General features: G+C 73.1%; 15 protein-coding genes. 9 read left to right on the top strand and 6 right to left on the bottom strand.

From position 1 onward, the window contains the following. Positions 1-190 precede the first annotated feature (190 nt). The 5 genes from ACFC0B_RS26755 to ACFC0B_RS26735 all read left to right on the top strand — a co-directional run bounded on the left by ACFC0B_RS26755 (position 191) and on the right by ACFC0B_RS26735 (position 7,001). Positions 191-1,639 carry a pyridoxal phosphate-dependent decarboxylase family protein gene (locus ACFC0B_RS26755; protein ID WP_376090797.1) on the top strand — a complete coding sequence of 483 codons (1,449 nt, stop codon included), beginning with the start codon at positions 191-193 and terminating at the stop codon, positions 1,637-1,639. A gap of 56 nt (positions 1,640-1,695) precedes the next feature. Continuing rightward, positions 1,696-3,129: a GNAT family N-acetyltransferase gene (locus ACFC0B_RS26750; protein ID WP_376090794.1), complete on the top strand. Its 1,434-nt coding sequence runs from the start codon at positions 1,696-1,698 to the stop codon at positions 3,127-3,129. A gap of 416 nt (positions 3,130-3,545) precedes the next feature. Then, positions 3,546-4,808 carry a MurT ligase domain-containing protein gene (locus tag ACFC0B_RS26745; protein ID WP_350544444.1) on the top strand — a complete coding sequence of 421 codons (1,263 nt, stop codon included), beginning with the start codon at positions 3,546-3,548 and terminating at the stop codon, positions 4,806-4,808. Between the two features lie 67 nt (positions 4,809-4,875). After that, a complete protein-coding gene (locus ACFC0B_RS26740) occupies positions 4,876-5,604 on the top strand; it encodes a type 1 glutamine amidotransferase (protein ID WP_376090790.1) in 729 nt (242 codons plus the stop codon). A gap of 371 nt (positions 5,605-5,975) precedes the next feature. Further along, entirely contained in the window at positions 5,976-7,001 is a 1,026-nt protein-coding gene (locus tag ACFC0B_RS26735; RefSeq protein ID WP_376090787.1) for a 6-phosphofructokinase, read from the top strand. 106 nt (positions 7,002-7,107) lie between these two features. Here ACFC0B_RS26735 and ACFC0B_RS26730 read toward each other — a convergent pair whose 3' ends face one another. Both ACFC0B_RS26730 and ACFC0B_RS26725 read right to left on the bottom strand, forming a co-directional pair. After that, positions 7,108-7,935 (bottom strand): tyrosinase family protein, encoded by an 828-nt coding sequence (locus tag ACFC0B_RS26730; protein WP_376090784.1) that lies wholly within the window; start codon positions 7,933-7,935, stop codon positions 7,108-7,110. Between the two features lie 49 nt (positions 7,936-7,984). Then, the gene (locus tag ACFC0B_RS26725; RefSeq protein WP_376090781.1) at positions 7,985-8,389 is read right to left on the bottom strand and encodes a tyrosinase cofactor; all 405 of its coding nucleotides are present in this window, start codon (positions 8,387-8,389) and stop codon (positions 7,985-7,987) included. A gap of 251 nt (positions 8,390-8,640) precedes the next feature. Here ACFC0B_RS26725 and ACFC0B_RS26720 point away from each other — a divergent pair, with 251 nt between their 5' ends. From ACFC0B_RS26720 to ACFC0B_RS26710, 3 genes are all read left to right on the top strand, one after another. Continuing rightward, the gene (locus ACFC0B_RS26720) at positions 8,641-9,636 is read left to right on the top strand and encodes a 2-hydroxyacid dehydrogenase (RefSeq protein ID WP_376090778.1); all 996 of its coding nucleotides are present in this window, start codon (positions 8,641-8,643) and stop codon (positions 9,634-9,636) included. A 63-nt stretch (positions 9,637-9,699) separates the two neighbouring features. After that, positions 9,700-9,873, top strand: a complete 174-nt coding sequence (locus ACFC0B_RS26715; protein ID WP_376090775.1) for a hypothetical protein — start codon at positions 9,700-9,702, stop codon at positions 9,871-9,873. Positions 9,874-10,102: 229 nt separating this feature from the next. Next, entirely contained in the window at positions 10,103-11,071 is a 969-nt protein-coding gene (locus ACFC0B_RS26710) for a cytochrome c oxidase assembly protein (protein WP_376090772.1), read from the top strand. A gap of 74 nt (positions 11,072-11,145) precedes the next feature. Here ACFC0B_RS26710 and ACFC0B_RS26705 read toward each other — a convergent pair whose 3' ends face one another. Further along, positions 11,146-11,859: a TetR/AcrR family transcriptional regulator gene (locus ACFC0B_RS26705; protein WP_376090769.1), complete on the bottom strand. Its 714-nt coding sequence runs from the start codon at positions 11,857-11,859 to the stop codon at positions 11,146-11,148. 142 nt (positions 11,860-12,001) lie between these two features. Between ACFC0B_RS26705 and ACFC0B_RS26700 the strand changes: the two genes are divergently transcribed. Continuing rightward, a complete protein-coding gene (locus tag ACFC0B_RS26700) occupies positions 12,002-13,471 on the top strand; it encodes an MFS transporter (protein WP_376090766.1) in 1,470 nt (489 codons plus the stop codon). Positions 13,472-13,598: 127 nt separating this feature from the next. Here the strand turns inward: ACFC0B_RS26700 and ACFC0B_RS26695 are convergent, their stop codons facing one another. From ACFC0B_RS26695 to ACFC0B_RS26685, 3 genes are all read right to left on the bottom strand, one after another. Continuing rightward, positions 13,599-15,818: an NADP-dependent isocitrate dehydrogenase gene (locus tag ACFC0B_RS26695; protein ID WP_376090763.1), complete on the bottom strand. Its 2,220-nt coding sequence runs from the start codon at positions 15,816-15,818 to the stop codon at positions 13,599-13,601. A gap of 131 nt (positions 15,819-15,949) precedes the next feature. Continuing rightward, on the bottom strand, positions 15,950-16,342 hold the full coding sequence (locus tag ACFC0B_RS26690) for a DUF4180 domain-containing protein (protein WP_376090760.1): 393 nt from the start codon (positions 16,340-16,342) through the stop codon (positions 15,950-15,952). After that, positions 16,335-16,793: a helix-turn-helix domain-containing protein gene (locus tag ACFC0B_RS26685; protein ID WP_376090757.1), complete on the bottom strand. Its 459-nt coding sequence runs from the start codon at positions 16,791-16,793 to the stop codon at positions 16,335-16,337. Before ACFC0B_RS26685 ends, ACFC0B_RS26690 begins: the two co-directional genes overlap by 8 nt. Positions 16,794-16,929: the final 136 nt, after the last annotated feature.

Raw genomic sequence — 16,929 nt, 5'->3', positions numbered from 1 at the left:
TCCCCCAACATGGCCTTCCGGCGCCCCGCGGGGCGGCCCCCCCCCCCCCCCCCCCCGCGGCCCCCCCCCCCCCCCCCCCCCCGGGCGGCCCCCCCCCCCCGGGCGGGCCCCCGCTTCCGTAGGATCACAGAAACTCCGGTGCGCCGAGGACGCCGCGCCACCAGGCCCGCACCCCCCCCCGGAGCCGCACATGACCTCCGACGACTTCCGCGCCGCCGCGCACGCCGCCGCCGACCTGGCCGCCGACCACCTCGCCGGGCTGGCCGCCCGCCCGGTCTGGCAGCCGATGGACGACGCCGCCCGCCGCACCCTGCTGGACGCCCCGCTGCCCGCTACCGGCCGCCCGCTCGCCGAGCTGCTGGACGCGGTCGGCCGCGACGTCCTGCCCCACCCGATGGGCAACGGCCACCCCCGCTTCTTCGGCTGGGTGAACTCCGCCCCGGCCCCGGCGGGCGTGCTCGCCACCCTGGCCGCCGCCGCGATGAACCCCAGCTCGGCCGGCGGCGACCACGCCGACGTCCACCTGGAGCGGGCCGTGGTCCGCTGGATCGCCGAGCTGGTCGGCTTCCCGCACCCGCCCGGCGGCGGCCTGCTCACCTCCGGCACCTCGATGGCGACCATCGTCTGCCTCGCCGCCGCCCGCAACCGGGCCGCCCGCGACGCCGGGTGGGACGTCCGCGAGGACGGTCTCGCCGGCCTGCCGCCGCTGGTCGGCTACGTCACCGGCGAGACCCACTCCTGCGTCCGCAAGGCCGCCGAGCTGCTGGGCCTCGGCAGCCGGCACCTGCGCACGGTGGCCACCGGTCCGGACGGGCTCCTCGACCTCGCCGACCTGCGCACCGCGATCGCCCGCGACCGGACCGCCGGGCTGCTGCCCTTCCTGGTGGTCGCCTCGGCCGGCACCGTCGGCACCGGCGCGGTGGACGCCTTCGACCCGATCGCCGACCTGTGCGCCGAGGAGCGCCTGTGGCTGCACGTGGACGGCGCCTACGGCGCGTTCGGCGTGCTCGACCCGGTGATCGCGCACCGCTACGCCGGGCTGTCCCGGGCCGACTCGCTCGCCCTCGACCCGCACAAGTGGCTCGGCGTCCCGGTCGACTGCGGCTGCGCGCTGGTCCGCGACCCCGCCGAGCTGCGCGCCGCCTTCAGCCTCGTCCCCTCCTACCTGCGCGACGAGGCGGCCGGGGAGCTCGGCTGGTTCTCCGAGTACGGCACCGAGCAGACCCGCCCGTTCCGCGCCCTCAAGGTGTGGGCCACCATCGCCCACCGCGGCCGCGACGGCCTCGCCCGGGACATCGCCCGGACCACCGCGCTCGCCCGCCACCTCGGCGAACTGATCACCGCCGACCCCGAGTTGGAACTCCTCGCCGAGGTGCAGACCTCCATCGTCGCGTTCCGCCTCCGCCCGCCCGGCCGCGGCGAACCCGACCTGGACGCCCTCAACCGCGACCTGCCCGCCGCCGTCCAGCGCCGCGGCCGCGCCTTCGTCACCGGCGCCCGCCTGGCCGGCCGCGAGATCCTCCGCGCCTGCCTGCTCAACCCGGCCACCACCGAGGCGGACCTGCGGATCCTGCTCGACGAGGTGAAGGCCGCCGGGCGCGGGGAGGCCGACTCCCCTGCCCGCGGTCGGCACCATTAACCGTCAGGTCACGGGAGATTCGTGATCGTGAAACACCGGCGCGGCAGATTGATGGCATGGAGCACCTGGAGAACCCGAAGCCCGAGAACGTCCGGTCCCCGAACCCCTCCCGTGCCCAGCGCCGCGGCGGCCGGACCCATCGCTGGCGGCGCGACGCGGTGGAGCTCGCCGCCGTCTTCCTCTCGGTGACCGCCGCCGACCTGGTGGCCAAGCTCGTGCTGCACGGCCCGGACGGGCCGGTGGTGCTCGCCGCGTCCGCCGCCGCGCTGCTCGCCACCGCGCTGTTCCACACCTGGTGGTCGCACCGGCACCAGGTGCACCGACCACCCGCGCCGGACGCCCCCGCGCCACCGACCGGGGCGGCGGCAGGGGCTGCGGCAGGGGCGCCCGAGCCGCTGAAGGGGCCGCTGCACGACTTCGAGGAGACCGCGCTGTGGCGGGTCCGCACCACGGTGCAGGACTCCCCCGGCAGCCTGGCCCGGGTCTGCGCGGCCTTCGCCGCCCGGCAGGTGAACATCGTCTCGATGCAGTCCCACCCGCTGCCGGCCGGCGCCGTCGACGAGTTCTTCGTCCGCGCGCCGCGCTCGCTCGCCCGGGCCGACCTGGCCGCGCTGGTCGCCGGGGCCGGCGGGCACGACATCTGGACCGGCCCCGCCGACGCCCACGACCTGGTGGACGTGCCGACCCATGTGCTGGCCCTGGCCACCCGGACCGCGCTGGACGCCGCCGAGCTGCCGATCGCGCTGCGCCGGCTGTTCGGGCAGTGCAGCATCCGGCAGTACCCGGGCGCGGCCGCCCGCGGCACCGCCGGGGTGGACAGGCACGTGATGCGGCTGCCGGTGCCCTCCGGGGACCTCGTCGAGCTCACCCGCCCGCAGCTGCCGTTCACCCCGACCGAGTTCGCCCGGGCCCAGGCACTGGTCGAGCTGGACACCCTGCTCGGTCCCCGGGTGCCGGACGTCCGGACCCGGCTGAGCCAGCCGGCCGGCGCCGACCTGACCGTGCGGCGCGCGGACGCGGCGGACAAGGCGGCCGCGCTGGCGATGCACCACCGCTGCTCCCCCGAGACGCTGCGCAAGCGCTACCACGGGCCGGTGCGGGACGCCGACCGCTATCTGGACCACCTGCTGGACGCCCGGCACGGCCAGACCCTGGCGGTCGAGGCGGCCGACGGGCGGATCGTCGCCCTCGGGCACCTGATGTGGGACGACGACAGCGCCGAGGTGGCGGTGCTGGTCGAGGACGCCTGGCAGCGGCGCGGGCTGGGCCTGGACCTCATGCGGCGGATGTCCGCGCTGGCCCTGGAGGCCGGGGTGGACACGGTGTACGCGGTCACCCAGTCGTCCAACAACGGGCTGATCGCCACCATGCGCCGGCTGGCGGCGCCGCTGGACTACCAGGTGGAGGAGGGGACGCTGGTCATCACCGCGCACCTGGCGGAGGCCGCCGAGGAGCTGCCGGTGCCCTGGCAGACCCGCCCGGGCCGGTGAGCGGGGCCTCGGAACCGGCGCCGGACGGGGACGCAACGGGTACCGGGCCGGCGCCGGACCAACACGGGACCAGCGCCGGACCAGGGCGGGACCAGCGCCGGACTGGTAATCATCTGGTCATTTCTTCACCACACCCTCACCAAGGCCCCCTCCCCTCCCGGCCCGCGGAAGCGCCGGGCGGAACCGCCGCACCCGGCCCGCGCGTCCACGACGGCGAACGGCCCCTCCGTACACCGCCGGTCCCGACCCCGCGTCAGGGCCGCCCGGACGGGCTCTCCGGGAGCGTCGCAGCAGGCGGCGCGGGGTCCGGGGCGCCGAGCCCGACAGCGGAGTCGGTAGGCTGATCCCGTCCCCGCCGCCCGACGGCCCGCAGTCCGGCCCCCGGGTGGTGCCGCAGCAAGGAGGAACCACTGAGCATGGCAGGCACCGAATCGGAGCCCACAGGCGCACGCGACGCCTCGCTGCCGGCGCGCGCGAAGATCGCGGTGACCGCCGGCAAGGTGGCCGCGGCCGTCTCCCGCAAGGCCGGGCGCGGCAGCGGCTCGGTGATCGGCGGCAAGGTCGCCCTGAGGCTCGACCCCGATCTGCTCGCCACCCTCGCCGAGAACCTCGACGTGGTGCTGGTCAGCGCCACCAACGGCAAGACCACGACCACCCGCCTGATCGCCGAGGCGCTGCGCGCCGCCGGCCCGGTGGTCTCCAACGCCCTGGGCGCCAACATGCCGGCCGGCATCACCTCCGCCCTGGCCGGCGGCTCGGACGCCCGCTTCGGTGTCATCGAGGTCGACGAGAAGTACCTGGCGATGGTGGCCCGGGACACCCGCCCCAAGGCGATCGCCCTGCTCAACCTCTCCCGCGACCAGCTCGACCGCGCCGCCGAGACCCGCATGATGGCGGAGAAGTGGCGCGAGGGCCTGCAGGACACCGAGGCCGTGGTGATCGCCAACGCCGACGACCCGCTGGTGACCTGGGCCGCGTCCTCCTGCAAGAAGGTGGTCTGGGTGGCCGCCGGACAGGCGTGGAAGGAGGACGCCTGGTCCTGCCCCGCCTGCGGCGGCGTGATGCAGCGCCCCGGCGACGACTGGTTCTGCCAGGAGTGCGGCTTCCGGCGCCCCAACCCGCACTGGGCCCTCCAGGGCACCCACGTGATCGACCCGCAGCGCGGCGCCTGGCCGATCCAGCTCCAGCTGCCCGGCCGGGCCAACCTGGCCAACGCCACCAGCTCGGCCGCCGTCGCCGCCGTGTTCGGCGTCTCCCCGCAGGTCGCGCTGGAGCGGATGCGCTCGGTCACCGCGGTGGCCGGCCGCTACGACGTCGTCCAGTACCAGGGCCGGGACATCAGGCTGCTGCTGGCCAAGAACCCGGCCGGCTGGCTGGAGACCTTCTCGCTGATCGACGGCCCGCCCACCCCGGTGGTGCTCTCGGTCAACGCGCTCGACGCCGACGGCACCGACACCTCCTGGCTGTGGGACGTCGACTACGAGCGGCTCGCCGGGCACCCGGTGTTCGTGCTGGGCCAGCGCAAGCTGGACCTGGCGGTGCGCCTGGAGGTCGCCGGGCTGCAGTTCCACGTCGTGGACTCGCTGGAGCAGGCCGTCCGGATGGCCCCGCCCGGCCGGATCGAGGCGATCGCCAACTACACCGCCTTCCAGCAGCTGCGGAAGGTCGTGGCCGGCTGATGCCGGACCGCCACCGCGCAGCCGCCCCAGCAGCCCACCGCACGTACGTCATGGAAGGCCTTCGAGGATGAGTGAGAGCACCCTGCGCGTGGTCTGGGTCTACCCCGACCTGCTCAGCACCTACGGCGACCGGGGCAACGCCCTGGTCGTGGAGCGCCGGGCCCGCCAGCGCCATCTGAACGTGACCCGGATCGACGTCCGCTCCGACCAGGCGGTGCCCACCAGCGGCGACATCTACCTGATCGGCGGCGGCGAGGACCGTCCGCAGCGGCTGGCCGCCGAGCGGCTGCGCAACGACAGCGGCCTGGTGCGGGCGTCCGAGAACGGCGCGATCATCTTCGCGGTCTGCGCCGGCTACCAGATCCTCGGCCAGGAGTTCATCAACGACCTCGGCCAGCGCGAGCCGGGCCTGGGCCTGCTGGACGTGTGGACCACCCGCGGCGAGGGCGAGCGCTGCGTCGGCGACGTGCTGGCCGACGTGGACCCCGCGCTCGGGCTGCCGCAGCTGACCGGGTTCGAGAACCACCAGGGCGTGACCCACCTCGGCCAGGGCGTCAAGCCGCTCGCCCGGGTCACCGCCGGCCGGGGCAACGGCACCGGCGACGGCACCGAGGGCGCCTGGCGGGACACCGTCTTCGGCACCTACCTGCACGGCCCGGTGATGGCGCGCAACCCCGCCGTCGCCGACATGCTGATCAAGCTGGCGCTGGACGTGAACGCCCTGCCGCCGGCCGACACCACCTGGTACGACGCGCTGCGCTCCGAGCGCATCGCGGCCACGACCCGCCCCGCGTAGCACGTCCCGGGCCCGTCCTGCCCGGGTGCCCGCGATGCGGTCACCCGGCCCACGGACGGGCCGGAACGTACGACAATGGGGCTGCCCCTCCCCGGGGCTGCCGGCTGCACACCCTCCTCGGCAGCAGGCTGCACTTCCACGCGGGGGCGCCGACGGCGCCGCTCCCGCGTCGGCTCCTGCCCGGCCGGACGCAGGGGCCGTATGCTCGACATCCACGGCCGGTTTCGGATGTTCTGTCCGAATCGGCCGGTCCTTCACCCGGCGGCCATCTCCGCGCCAACCCGGCGCGGGAACGGCTCGCTACGGTGACGGTTCGTCGTCCCAGCCTGTAGTCCGGCCGTTCCTCGGTTCTGCTCGGGAGTTGCAAAGCAATGCGTATTGGAGTGCTGACCAGCGGCGGTGACTGCCCCGGCCTGAACGCGGTGATCCGCTCCGTGGTCCACCGGGGGGTGGTCGACCACGGCGACGAGATCATCGGGTTCGAGGACGGCTGGCGCGGTTTCCTGGAGGGGCACCACCGTCCCCTGACCCTCGACTCGGTGAGCGGCATCCTCGCCCAGGGCGGCACGATCCTCGGTTCCTCCCGGGTCCAGCCCAGCCACCTGCGCGACGGCGTCGAACGCGCCAAGCAGTACTGCGCGGACCTCGGCCTGGACGCGGTGATCCCGATCGGCGGCGAGGGCACCCTGAAGGCCGCCAAGCTGATGAGCGACGCGGGCCTGCCGATCGTCGGCGTGCCGAAGACCATCGACAACGACATCGCGTGCACCGACGTCACCTTCGGCTTCGACACCGCCGTGTCGGTCGCCACCGAGGCGCTGGACCGGCTGAAGACCACCGCCGAGTCGCACCAGCGCGTCATGGTCGTCGAGGTCATGGGCCGGCACACCGGCTGGATCGCGCTGAACGCGGGCATGGCGGCCGGCGCGCACGCGATCGTCGTCCCGGAGCGCCCGTTCCACATCGAGAAGCTCACCGCCGTCGTCCGGGAGCGCTTCGACCGGCAGAAGAAGTTCGCCATCGTGGTCTGCGCCGAGGGCGCCAAGCCCGAACCCGGCAGCATGCACTGGGAGGAGGGCACCAAGGACATCTACGGCCACGAGCGGTTCACCGGCATCGCCACCCAGCTCTCCCGCGAGCTGGAGCACCGGCTCGGCAAGGAGGCCCGTCCGGTGATCCTGGGCCACACCCAGCGCGGCGGCACCCCGACCGCCTACGACCGGGTGCTCGCCACCCGGTTCGGCTGGCACGCCGTGGAGGCCGTCCACCAGGGCGCCTTCGGGCACATCACCGCCCTGCAGGGCACCAGCATCAACCTGGTGCCGCTGGGCGAGGCGGTGGCCGAGCTGAAGACGGTGCCGGCCGACCGCTACCTGGAGGCCGAGACGGTCATCTGACCGCCCTCCTCCTGCGGACCGGTGCCCCGGCCCCCCGAGCGCGCGAGCCTCGGGGGGCCGGGGCCGTTCCCGGCAGCCGCCCCGCCGGGAGCGGGGCCTCCGTCGATCAGTAGCCGGTGTCGTAGGTGTACTGGGCGCTGTGGCTGAGCATGTCGGCCGGGGAGACGGTGTTCCACGGCTTCATCGGCTCGTTGAGGTCCACGACGTTCGTCGTGCCGGCCGTCGGCAGGTAGGTCTGGCCGGGGTTGCGCTTCTGCCACTCGGACCAGAGCTTGTCGACGAAACAGTGGTGCAGCCAGAACACCGGATCGTTGGGCGACATCCCGGTGGCCATCTGGCCGCCCACCCAGACGTGCACCCGGTTGTGCAGGTTGACCCCGCGCCAGCCCTCCAGGTTGTTGCGGAAGCCGGAGGAGGTGCTGTTCCACGGCGCGGCGTCGTAGGTGGTGATGGCGAGCACCGACTCGGCGTCGGGGCGGGTGGGCAGCTGGGCCGTCCCGACGGCGAGCTGGCGGCGCAGGTAGTTGCGGCTGTCGGTGTTGACGGTGAGCGTCCAGTTGCCGCCGGAGTAGGCGAACGGACCGGTGGTCACCTGGCCGTCGGTGGCGCGCCCGTTGCCGCCCATGAAGTCCGCGCCCCAGACGGTCGAGCTGGTGGAGCGGTCCGCGGTCCAGTCCCAGTACGGGAGGTTCACACTCGGGTCGATGGCCTGGAGCGCCTGCTCGAACTGCAGCAGGTACTTGCGGTGCCAGGGCAGGAACGACGGCGAGCGGTGACCGGTGCGCTCTCCGTTGTCGACGTCACTGAGGATGAACTGGTTGTGCGTGGTGACGAACGGGTCGTAGCCGCCGTTCGCCTTGAGCGCCAGCACCGCGTCGACGAAGGCGCGCTTCTCCTGGGCCGTCAGGGTCGCCTGGTTCTTGCGGACTCCCATGAGTCCCCCCTCTGTGGTGGTGTGGGTGTCGGGTGGGCCGGTGGCCGGATCAGGCGGTCGCGACCGGGACGAGCGTGGCGCCCTGCAGGTCGTTGACGGCGGCCCGGGCGAGCGCGCGCGGCGTCGCGAAGGTCTGGTAGTGGTTGACCACGCTGATCCAGGTGCCGTCGGCGTTGCGCATCATGTGCAGCTCGTCGCCGTCGATCCGCACCTCGTAGCCGGTGCCGGCGCCGCCGTGGTGGCCACCCCCGTTGACCGGACGGCCCTGGATCCGCCGGCCCTGGAAGGTCTCGTCGAAGCTGTCGGAAGCGCCGGGATCGGCGGCGGTGGCCGCGCCTCCCCCCGGGCCGGCCACGCCGATCACGACCGTCCCGGCGGCGACGGCCAGGGCGGCCCCGGCCCCCTGGAGCATCCTGCGGCGCGTCAGATCCGTGCCGTGGGTGTCCTCGGACATGCTGAATACCCCCTCGTGTGCCTTTCGCTTTTGTCAAGGCACTGTTCACAAACGATTGGTGAATCGTCAATCAAAGGCGAATTCTTGATCGGAATCGCCTTTTCGATGCTCGCAAGGCTTCTTGACCTAGGGAACAGCCGATCGGCGGGGGTACGGAGGGTTGCGCCCACATTCGGTCATCTTTTGCTCTACCTTGACCGGTGGACCAGAGCGGACCGCACCGCGGACCGGACCCCACCGGAAGGACCGAGATGGAGATCCTCGCGTACGGCGTACAGGCCGATGAGCGGCCGCTGCTGGAGGAGGCGTTCGCGGACCGGCACGAGCTGCGCTGCCTGGCCGTCTTCCTCAACCGCGACACCGCCCCGCTCGCCGCCGGCTACCCGGCCGTCAGCAGCAGCGTCAACGCCGAACTCGACGCCGCGACGCTGGAGGCGCTCGCCAAGGGCGGCACCAGGCTGATCGCCCAGCGCTCCACCGGCTTCAACAACATCGACCTCGACGCCGCCGCCGCGCTCGGCCTCACCGTCGCCCGGGTCTCCCACTACAGCCCGTACGCGGTGGCCGAGCACGCCTGGGCCCTGGCCCTGGCCGTCAACCGGCGCCTCACCCGCGCCGCCAACCGCTCCCGCGAGTTCGACTTCCGCCTCGACGGCCTGCTCGGACGCGACATCCACGGCATGACCGTCGGCGTCATCGGCACCGGCAAGATCGGCGAATGCTTCGCCCGGATCGCGGCCGGATTCGGCACCCACCTCCTCGGCTGGGACATCGCCCCCAACCCCGCCTGCCTCGACCTCGGCATGACCTACACCGAACTCCCCGAACTCCTCACCCGCGCCGACCTCATCAGCCTCCACGTCCCCCTGCTCCCCACCACCCACCACCTCATCGACGCCGCCGCCCTCGCCCGGATGAAGGACGACGCCATCCTCGTCAACTCCAGCCGCGGCGGCCTCGTCGACAGCCTCGCCCTCGTCGAGACCCTCCGCGCCGGCCGCCTCTCCGGCGTCGGCCTCGACGTCTACGAAGAAGAAACCGGCGTCTTCTTCACCGACCGCTCCATCCAGGGCATCACCGACGACACCCTCGCCCGCCTCATCACCTTCCCCCAGGTCCTCGTCACCAGCCACCAGGCCTACTTCACCCGCACCGCCGTCGGCCAGATCATCGACGCCACCGTCCGCAACGTCGACGACTACGCCAACGGCCGCACGAGTGAGAACACCCTGGTGCCGAAGAGCTGACCGCGCCGGGCGCCCGCTCCGCGCAGTGGATCGAACGCGGGACGACGAAGGAGCGTCACCCCGGTGACGTCCGCCCGACGCCGCGGCGACGCCCCTCGGGGGCGCCGCGGCGAGCTCGCGAGCCGGGCGGGCCGGCCCACGACCGTGGACGTCGGCTGGGGCACGACCCTGGCGCCGCTGTCCGGGCCGGCCGCCTTCGGCCTCTTCCGCGCCCTCCTGTCCCTGTTCCGCGACTGAGCCGCCCAGGACCCCGGCCACGCCCCCCGACCACCGTCGCCGCGCCGGGCCGGCACCTCCGCCCCGGCGCGGCTCCGCGGGCCCGCGGCAGGCCGTGGCGGGGGCCGGGGCGCGGGCCGAGGTAAGGCCCGCCTAGGCTGTAGGCCGAAGCAAAACGGGCGAACCGGACCCATCCAGGGGCCGTGACGAGGGAAAGCGGGACCCGCCGATGGGCGACGGAATGTCAGGCATGCACCACCACGGCGGGATGACCGAACTGGGCCCCTTCTCGCTCTCCAACGTGCTCACCTGGTCCCCCGACTGGGTGTTCCTGATCGGCAGCCTGGCCGCGCTCGCGCTGTACGTCGCCGGCGCGGTCCGGCTGCACCGGCGCGGCGACGCCTGGCCGATCGGGCGCACGGTGGCCTGGGTGCTGGGCATCGGCTCGGTGATCCTGGTCACCTGCACCGGGCTGAACGACTACGGCATGGTGCTGTTCAGCGCGCACATGATGCAGCACATGGTGCTCTCCATGCTGTCGCCGATCCTGCTGCTGCTCGGCGGGCCGATCACCCTGGCGCTGCGCGCCCTGCGGCCGGCCGGCAAGGGGCGCCCGCGCGGGCCGCGCGAGCTGCTGGTGGCGCTGCTGCACTCGACCTACATCAAGGTGGTCTCGCACCCGGGCTTCACCATCCCGCTGTTCATCGCGAGCCTCTACGGGGTCTACTTCACCCCGCTGTTCGACTTCCTCATGCAGTACCGGCTCGGGCACATCTTCATGATGGTCCACTTCCTGGCGACCGGCCTGGTCTTCTTCTGGCCGATCATGGGCGTGGACCCGGGCCCGCACCGGCCGGGCCATGTGATGCGGATCATCGAGCTGTTCATGGGCATGCCGTTCCACGCCTTCTTCGGCGTCGCGGTGATGATGGCCAACCACCAGCTGGTGAACACCTTCACCACCGAGATGGCGCCGCCCGGCACCGACCTGCTGGCCGACCAGAAGCTCGCCGGCGGCATCACCTGGGCGTTCGGCGAGATTCCGACCGCGATCGTGCTGATCGCGCTGGTCTACCAGTGGATGGGCTCGGAGCAGCGGCTCTCGCGCCGCCGGGACCGCGCCGAGGACCGCAGCGGTGACGCCGAGCTGGCGGCGTACAACGCCTACCTGGCCTCGCTGGACCAGCGCACCCGGCGCCCGGCGGCCGACGCCGGCTGACGCCCGCCACGGCCCGACGAAGGAGCCCCCGTCCGATCCCGGACGGGGGCTCCGGCGTTTCCGGGTTGCCGTGCTCAGGCGCCGCCGCCCGGGGCCTGCCGGGCGAGGCCGGCGACCAGGATGTCCAGGCCGAACTCGAAGCGCTCGTCGCCGACGTTGCGGGTCAGCGCGGCGGCCATCGAGGTGATCATCGGATAGCGCTCGGCCGGGATGGTCGCGAAGTAGTCGCGGATCCGGTCGGTGAAGTCCTGGGTGTTGGCGCCGCCCCGACTGGAGGCCTCGAAGGCGGTCGCGGTGGTGTAGAGGCCCAGCAGGTCGACCCCGTAGGCGGCGGTCTGCTCGTCCAGGCCGCCGGCCCGCAGCATCGCGAGCATGGCCTCGGCGATGTCCATCGCGTGCGGGGTGACCGGCACGTTGGCGACCACGGCGGCCTTGGCCAGGTCGCGGTGCGAGAGCAGGGCGTCGCGGCAGCTCCGCAGCAGCTGCTTGACCTGCTCCTCCCAGCGCTCCGGATCGGCCGGCTCCAGCTCGATCGCGGTGTAGGCGAGGTCCAGGACCAGTTCGAGCAGCTCCTCCTTGGAGCCGACGTGCGCGTAGAGGCTGGCGGCGCCGGTGCCCAGCTCCTGGCCGACCCGACGCATGCTGAGCGCGTCCATGCCCTCGGCGTCGACGATCCGCAGCGCCGCCTCGACGATCCGCTCCCGGCTCAGCGGCTGCCGCCTGGGGGCGGCCTTGGCCTTCCCCTGCCAGTGCTCGGGCCAGCCGGAACGCGGGGCGGCACTGGTCATGGGGGCTCCTTCGTGGTCGGCGACGGATCCCAGATTACTTGACACGAACACCGTTCCATGGGAGAACACTGTTCGTTGAACCAAACAGTGTTCGTTGCGGCGAACAGCGTTCGTCGACAGCTCTGATTCCGGAGAGCACTCCATGACCAGTCAGATCGCCCCTCCCCAGCCCGCCGCGGCCCCGTCCGCCGGCTACCGGCTGCGCTGGGCGGGCCTCGCCGTCATCCTCGTCGCCGAGGTGATGGACCTCCTCGACACCACGATCGTCGGCGTCGCCGCGCCCGCCGTCCGGCAGGACCTCGGCGGCAGCGACGCCCAGATCCAATGGATCACCGCGTCCTACACGCTCGCCTTCGCCGTCCTGCTGATCACCGGCGGGCGGCTCGGCGACCTCTTCGGCCGCAAGCGCCTGTTCGTGCTCGGCGCGGCCGGCTTCACCCTCGCCTCCGTGCTCTGCGCGGCGGCGCCCGGCGCGGGCACCCTGATCGCCGCCCGTACCGTGCAGGGCCTGTTCGCGGCGCTGCTCATCCCGCAGGGGCTCGGCCTGATCAAGGCGATGTTCCCGCCCAAGGAGCTCGGCACGGCCTTCGGCCTGTTCGGCCCCGTGCTGGGGCTCTCCTCGGTGCTCGGCCCCACCCTGGGCGGCTACCTCACCGACGCCGACGTGTTCGGCCTCGGCTGGCGGGCCGTCTTCCTGATCAACCTGCCGCTCGGCCTGCTCGCGGTGCTCGCCGCCGTCCGGATCCTGCCCGCCGAGCGCACCGGCCGCACCGCCGGCGCCGGGCGGCTCGACCCCGTCGGCGTGCTGGTGCTCAGCCTCGCCGTGCTGCTGCTGGTCTACCCTCTGGTCCAGGGCCGCGAGCTGGACTGGCCGCTGTGGACCTTCCTCGCGATGGCCGCCTCGGTCCCGGTCCTGTGGCTCTTCACGGTGCACCAGCGCGGCGTCCTGCGGCGCGGCGGCACCCCGCTGATCGAGCCCTCGCTGTTCGCCAAGCGGCCCTTCGTCTCGGCGCTCGCCACCGGGCTGGTGTTCTTCGCCGCGCTCTCCGGCCTGCTGCTGGTCTTCACCCTGTACCTGCAGCTCGGCCTCGGCTGGACGCCGCTGCACTCCGGCCTCTCGATGATCCCGCTGTCGGTCGGCGTGGTCGTCGGCGCCGTCCTCTCCGGCGGCCTGCTGGCCCCGCGCCACGGCCGCCGGGTGCTGCACGGCGGCATGGCCGTCGCGGCCGCCGGCGCCCTCGGCCTGTGGGTCACCGTCGAGCACGGCGCGGCGGACCTCACCAGCCGGCAGCTGGTCCCGGCGCTCGCCGTCACCGGCCTGGGCCTCGGCCTGATCATGGCGCCGTTCTTCGACATCGCGCTGGCCGGGGTCGAGGAGTCCGAGACCGGCTCGGCCTCCGGCGTCCTCAACGCCCAGCAGCAGCTCGGCGGCTCGATGGGCGTCGCGCTGCTCGGCACCGCGTTCTTCGGCTGGGCCCCCACCGAGGGCTTCCGGCACGCCGCGGGCTGGACGTACGGCCTCGTCGCCGCGCTGCTCACGGCGGCCTTCCTGACCGCCTTCCTGCTCCCCCGGCACGCCCGGCCCGAGGGCGCCGGGCACGACGGGCATTAGGGCCGGAAGAGACCGGAGGAGGCCGGGAAAGCCCGGGAGGCCCCGGAGGTCCGATGCCGGACCTCCGGGGCCTCCCGGGTTCAACCGTTCGACGCCTTCGACGCTTTCGACGCCTCCGGCGTCAGGCTCAGGCGAGGTTGGCGAGCGCCTCGTTGAGGGTCTTCGACGGGCGCATCACGGCCGCGGCCTTGGCCGGGTCCGGCTGGTAGTAGCCGCCGAGGTCGACCGGGGAGCCCTGCACCGCGACGAGCTCCTCGACGATGGCCTGCTCCTGCTCGGAGAGCGTCTTGGCCAGACCCTCGAAGGCCTGGGCGAGCGCGGCGTCGTCGCTCTGGCCGGCCAGCTCCTGGGCCCAGTACAGGGCCAGGTAGAAGTGGCTGCCGCGGTTGTCGATGCCACCGAGGCGGCGGCTCGGCGACTTGTCCTCGTTGAGGAAGGTGCCGGTGGCGCGGTCCAGCGTGTCGGCCAGCACCTGGGCGCGGGCGTTCTCGGTGGTGCGGGCCAGGTGCTCGAAGCTGGCGGCCAGCGCGAAGAACTCGCCCAGGCTGTCCCAGCGCAGGTAGTTCTCCTTGACCAGCTGCTGGACGTGCTTCGGGGCGGAGCCGCCGGCGCCGGTCTCGAACAGGCCGCCGCCGTTGATCAGCGGGACGACCGACAGCATCTTGGCGCTGGTGCCCAGCTCCAGGATCGGGAACAGGTCGGTCAGGTAGTCGCGCAGCACGTTGCCGGTGACCGAGATGGTGTCCTCACCGCGGCGGATGCGCTCCAGCGAGAACGTCGTGGCCTCGACCGGGGACTTGATCTCGATCTGCAGGCCGTCGGTGTCGTGCTCCGCGAGGTAGGTCTTGACCTTCTCGATCAGCACGGCGTCGTGGGCGCGGGTCTCGTCCAGCCAGAAGACGGCCGGGCTGCCGCTGACGCGGGCGCGGGTGACGGCCAGCTTCACCCAGTCGCGGATCGGCAGGTCCTTGGTCTGGCAGGAGCGGAAGATGTCGCCCGGCTGGACGGCCTGCTCCAGGACGACGTTGCCCTCGGTGTCGACCAGGCGGACGGTGCCGGCCGCCGCGATCTCGAAGGTCTTGTCGTGGCTGCCGTACTCCTCGGCGGCCTGGGCCATCAGGCCGACGTTCGGGACCGAGCCGATGGTGGCCGGGTCCAGGGCGCCGTGGGCGCGGCAGTCGTCGATGACGGCCTGGTAGACGCCCGCGTAGCTGCTGTCCGGCAGCACGGCGAGGGTGTCGGCCTCCTGGCCGTCCGGGCCCCACATGTGGCCGGAGGTGCGGATCATGGCCGGCATCGAGGCGTCGACGATGACGTCGCTCGGCACGTGCAGGTTGGTGATGCCCTTGTCGGAGTCGACCATGGCCAGGGCCGGGCCCTCGGCCAGCTCGGCGTCGAACGAGGCCTTGATCTCGGCGCCGTTCGACAGCGCGTCCAGGCCGGCCAGGATGCCGCCGAGGCCGTTGTTCGGGTTCAGGCCCGCCGCGACCAGCGCCTCGCCGTACTTGGCGAAGGTCTGCGGGAAGAAGGCGCGGACCACGTGGCCGAAGATGATCGGGTCGGAGACCTTCATCATCGTGGCCTTCAGGTGGACCGAGAACAGCACGCCCTCGGCCTTGGCCGCGGCGACCTGCGCGGCCAGGAACTCGTTCAGCGCGGCGGCGCGCATGACCGAGGCGTCCACGACCTCGCCGGCCAGCACCGGGACGGACTCGCGCAGCACGGTGGTGGTGCCGTCCTCGGCGACCAGCTCGATGCGCAGCGCGCCGTCCTCGGCGATGACGGCCGACTTCTCGGTGGAGCGGAAGTCGTTCTCGCCCATGGTGGCGACATTGGTCCGGGAGTCGGCCGACCAGGCGCCCATGCGGTGCGGGTGGGTCTTGGCGTAGTTCTTCACCGACGCGGGGGCGCGGCGGTCCGAGTTGCCCTCGCGCAGGACCGGGTTGACGGCGCTGCCCTTGACCTTGTCGTAGCGGGCGCGGACGTCCTTGTCCTCGTCGGTCCGCGGGTCGTCCGGGTAGTCCGGCAGGGCGTAGCCCTGCGCCTGCAGCTCGGCGATGGCGGCCTTGAGCTGCGGGATCGAGGCCGAGATGTTCGGCAGCTTGATGATGTTGGCGCCCGGGGTCTTGGCGAGCGCGCCCAGCTCGGCGAGCGCGTCGCCGATCCGCTGGTCCTCGGTCAGACGCTCCGGGAAGCTCGCGATGATTCGCCCGGCGAGGGAGATGTCGCGAGTCTCCACCTTCACGCCCGCCGTCGAGGCGTACGCCTGGACCACCGGCAGGAACGAGTACGTTGCCAGGGCCGGCGCCTCGTCGGTGTGCGTATAGATGATGGTCGAGTCAGTCATCGGTACTCCGCTTCACGTCTCCAACGTCTTGACGTCAAGATATCTCGTGACCGCCCCTCCGCTCCACCTCCCCCCGGATCCGGATCAGCTCCACCGTCGTCCCGGCGCGGGCGCGGGGCAAGCGGAGCGGGTCAGAGCGCGCCGTTCCGGGCCTCCGCGGACGCGGCGAGGCGGGCGTCGAACGCGGCCTCGTCGGCGAGGAACCACAGGTGGCGGCCCCGGTTGCTCTCCCGGACGAAGTCCCGCAGCGCCCCGCTCGCCCCGGTGTACCGGGAGATGTCGCCGACGACGGCGAGGCCGACCCGGTACTGGACGAACTTCTGGGCGATCTCCCCGGCGACCCGGGTGCGCAGGGTGAAGAACTCCTCGCCGAGCCGGGCCGCCGGGACGACCAGCCACTCGGCGCCGTGGCCGAAGGCCTCGCCGAGCAGGTCCGTCCCGGCGCCGGCGTCGCGGACCACCGGGCCCTCGGCGGGCAGCCGCAGCACCACGGGGGCGGGACCGGTCCCGGACGGTTCAGACATGGCGGTTCTCCGTCGTCAACGAGTGGATGAGCAGCAGCAGTTCGGCGGCGTCGGCCGGGGAGCCGAGGACGATCACCTTGAGGGTCGAGCGCTCCTCGTTGTGCAGGGTCTCGATCCGCAGCGGCACCGGGCCCTCGCGCGGTCCGGCGACCATCGCGAGCAGGGTGTTGGACAGCCGGGCGGCCTCGCGGACGCCGATGGCGTCGATCTGGACCACCGTGGAGGCCTCGGCGTGCAGCGGCCCGGGGGCCGCCGGCCCGGCGGGTTCCTCGGCGGCCGCCGGGGCCCCGGTGAAGGCCTCGAAGTCGCGGCGGGCGATCCGGTACTGCTTGCCGATCCTGACCGCCCGCAGCCGGCCGTCGCGGACGTAGCCGCGGACCGTCCGCACATGCAGGCCGAGCAGTTCGGCAACCTGCTCGACCGAGTAGTACTCCGGGTGGTGCTCCGGCACCGGCCGCCTCCCTCGCACTGTTCGCTCAGGTACGCAAACTACCATGAGCGAAGGAAGGATAGGGAAGGATGAGGAAGGCCGTCCGGTGAGCGGTGCACCCGGCCGTCAGGACTTCGTCAACACGGTGCAGCATTTG

The organism is Kitasatospora sp. NPDC056184 (assembly GCF_042268405.1).
GTDB lineage: Bacteria > Actinomycetota > Actinomycetes > Streptomycetales > Streptomycetaceae > Kitasatospora.
This window is presented reverse-complemented; position numbering and strand designations above follow the sequence as displayed.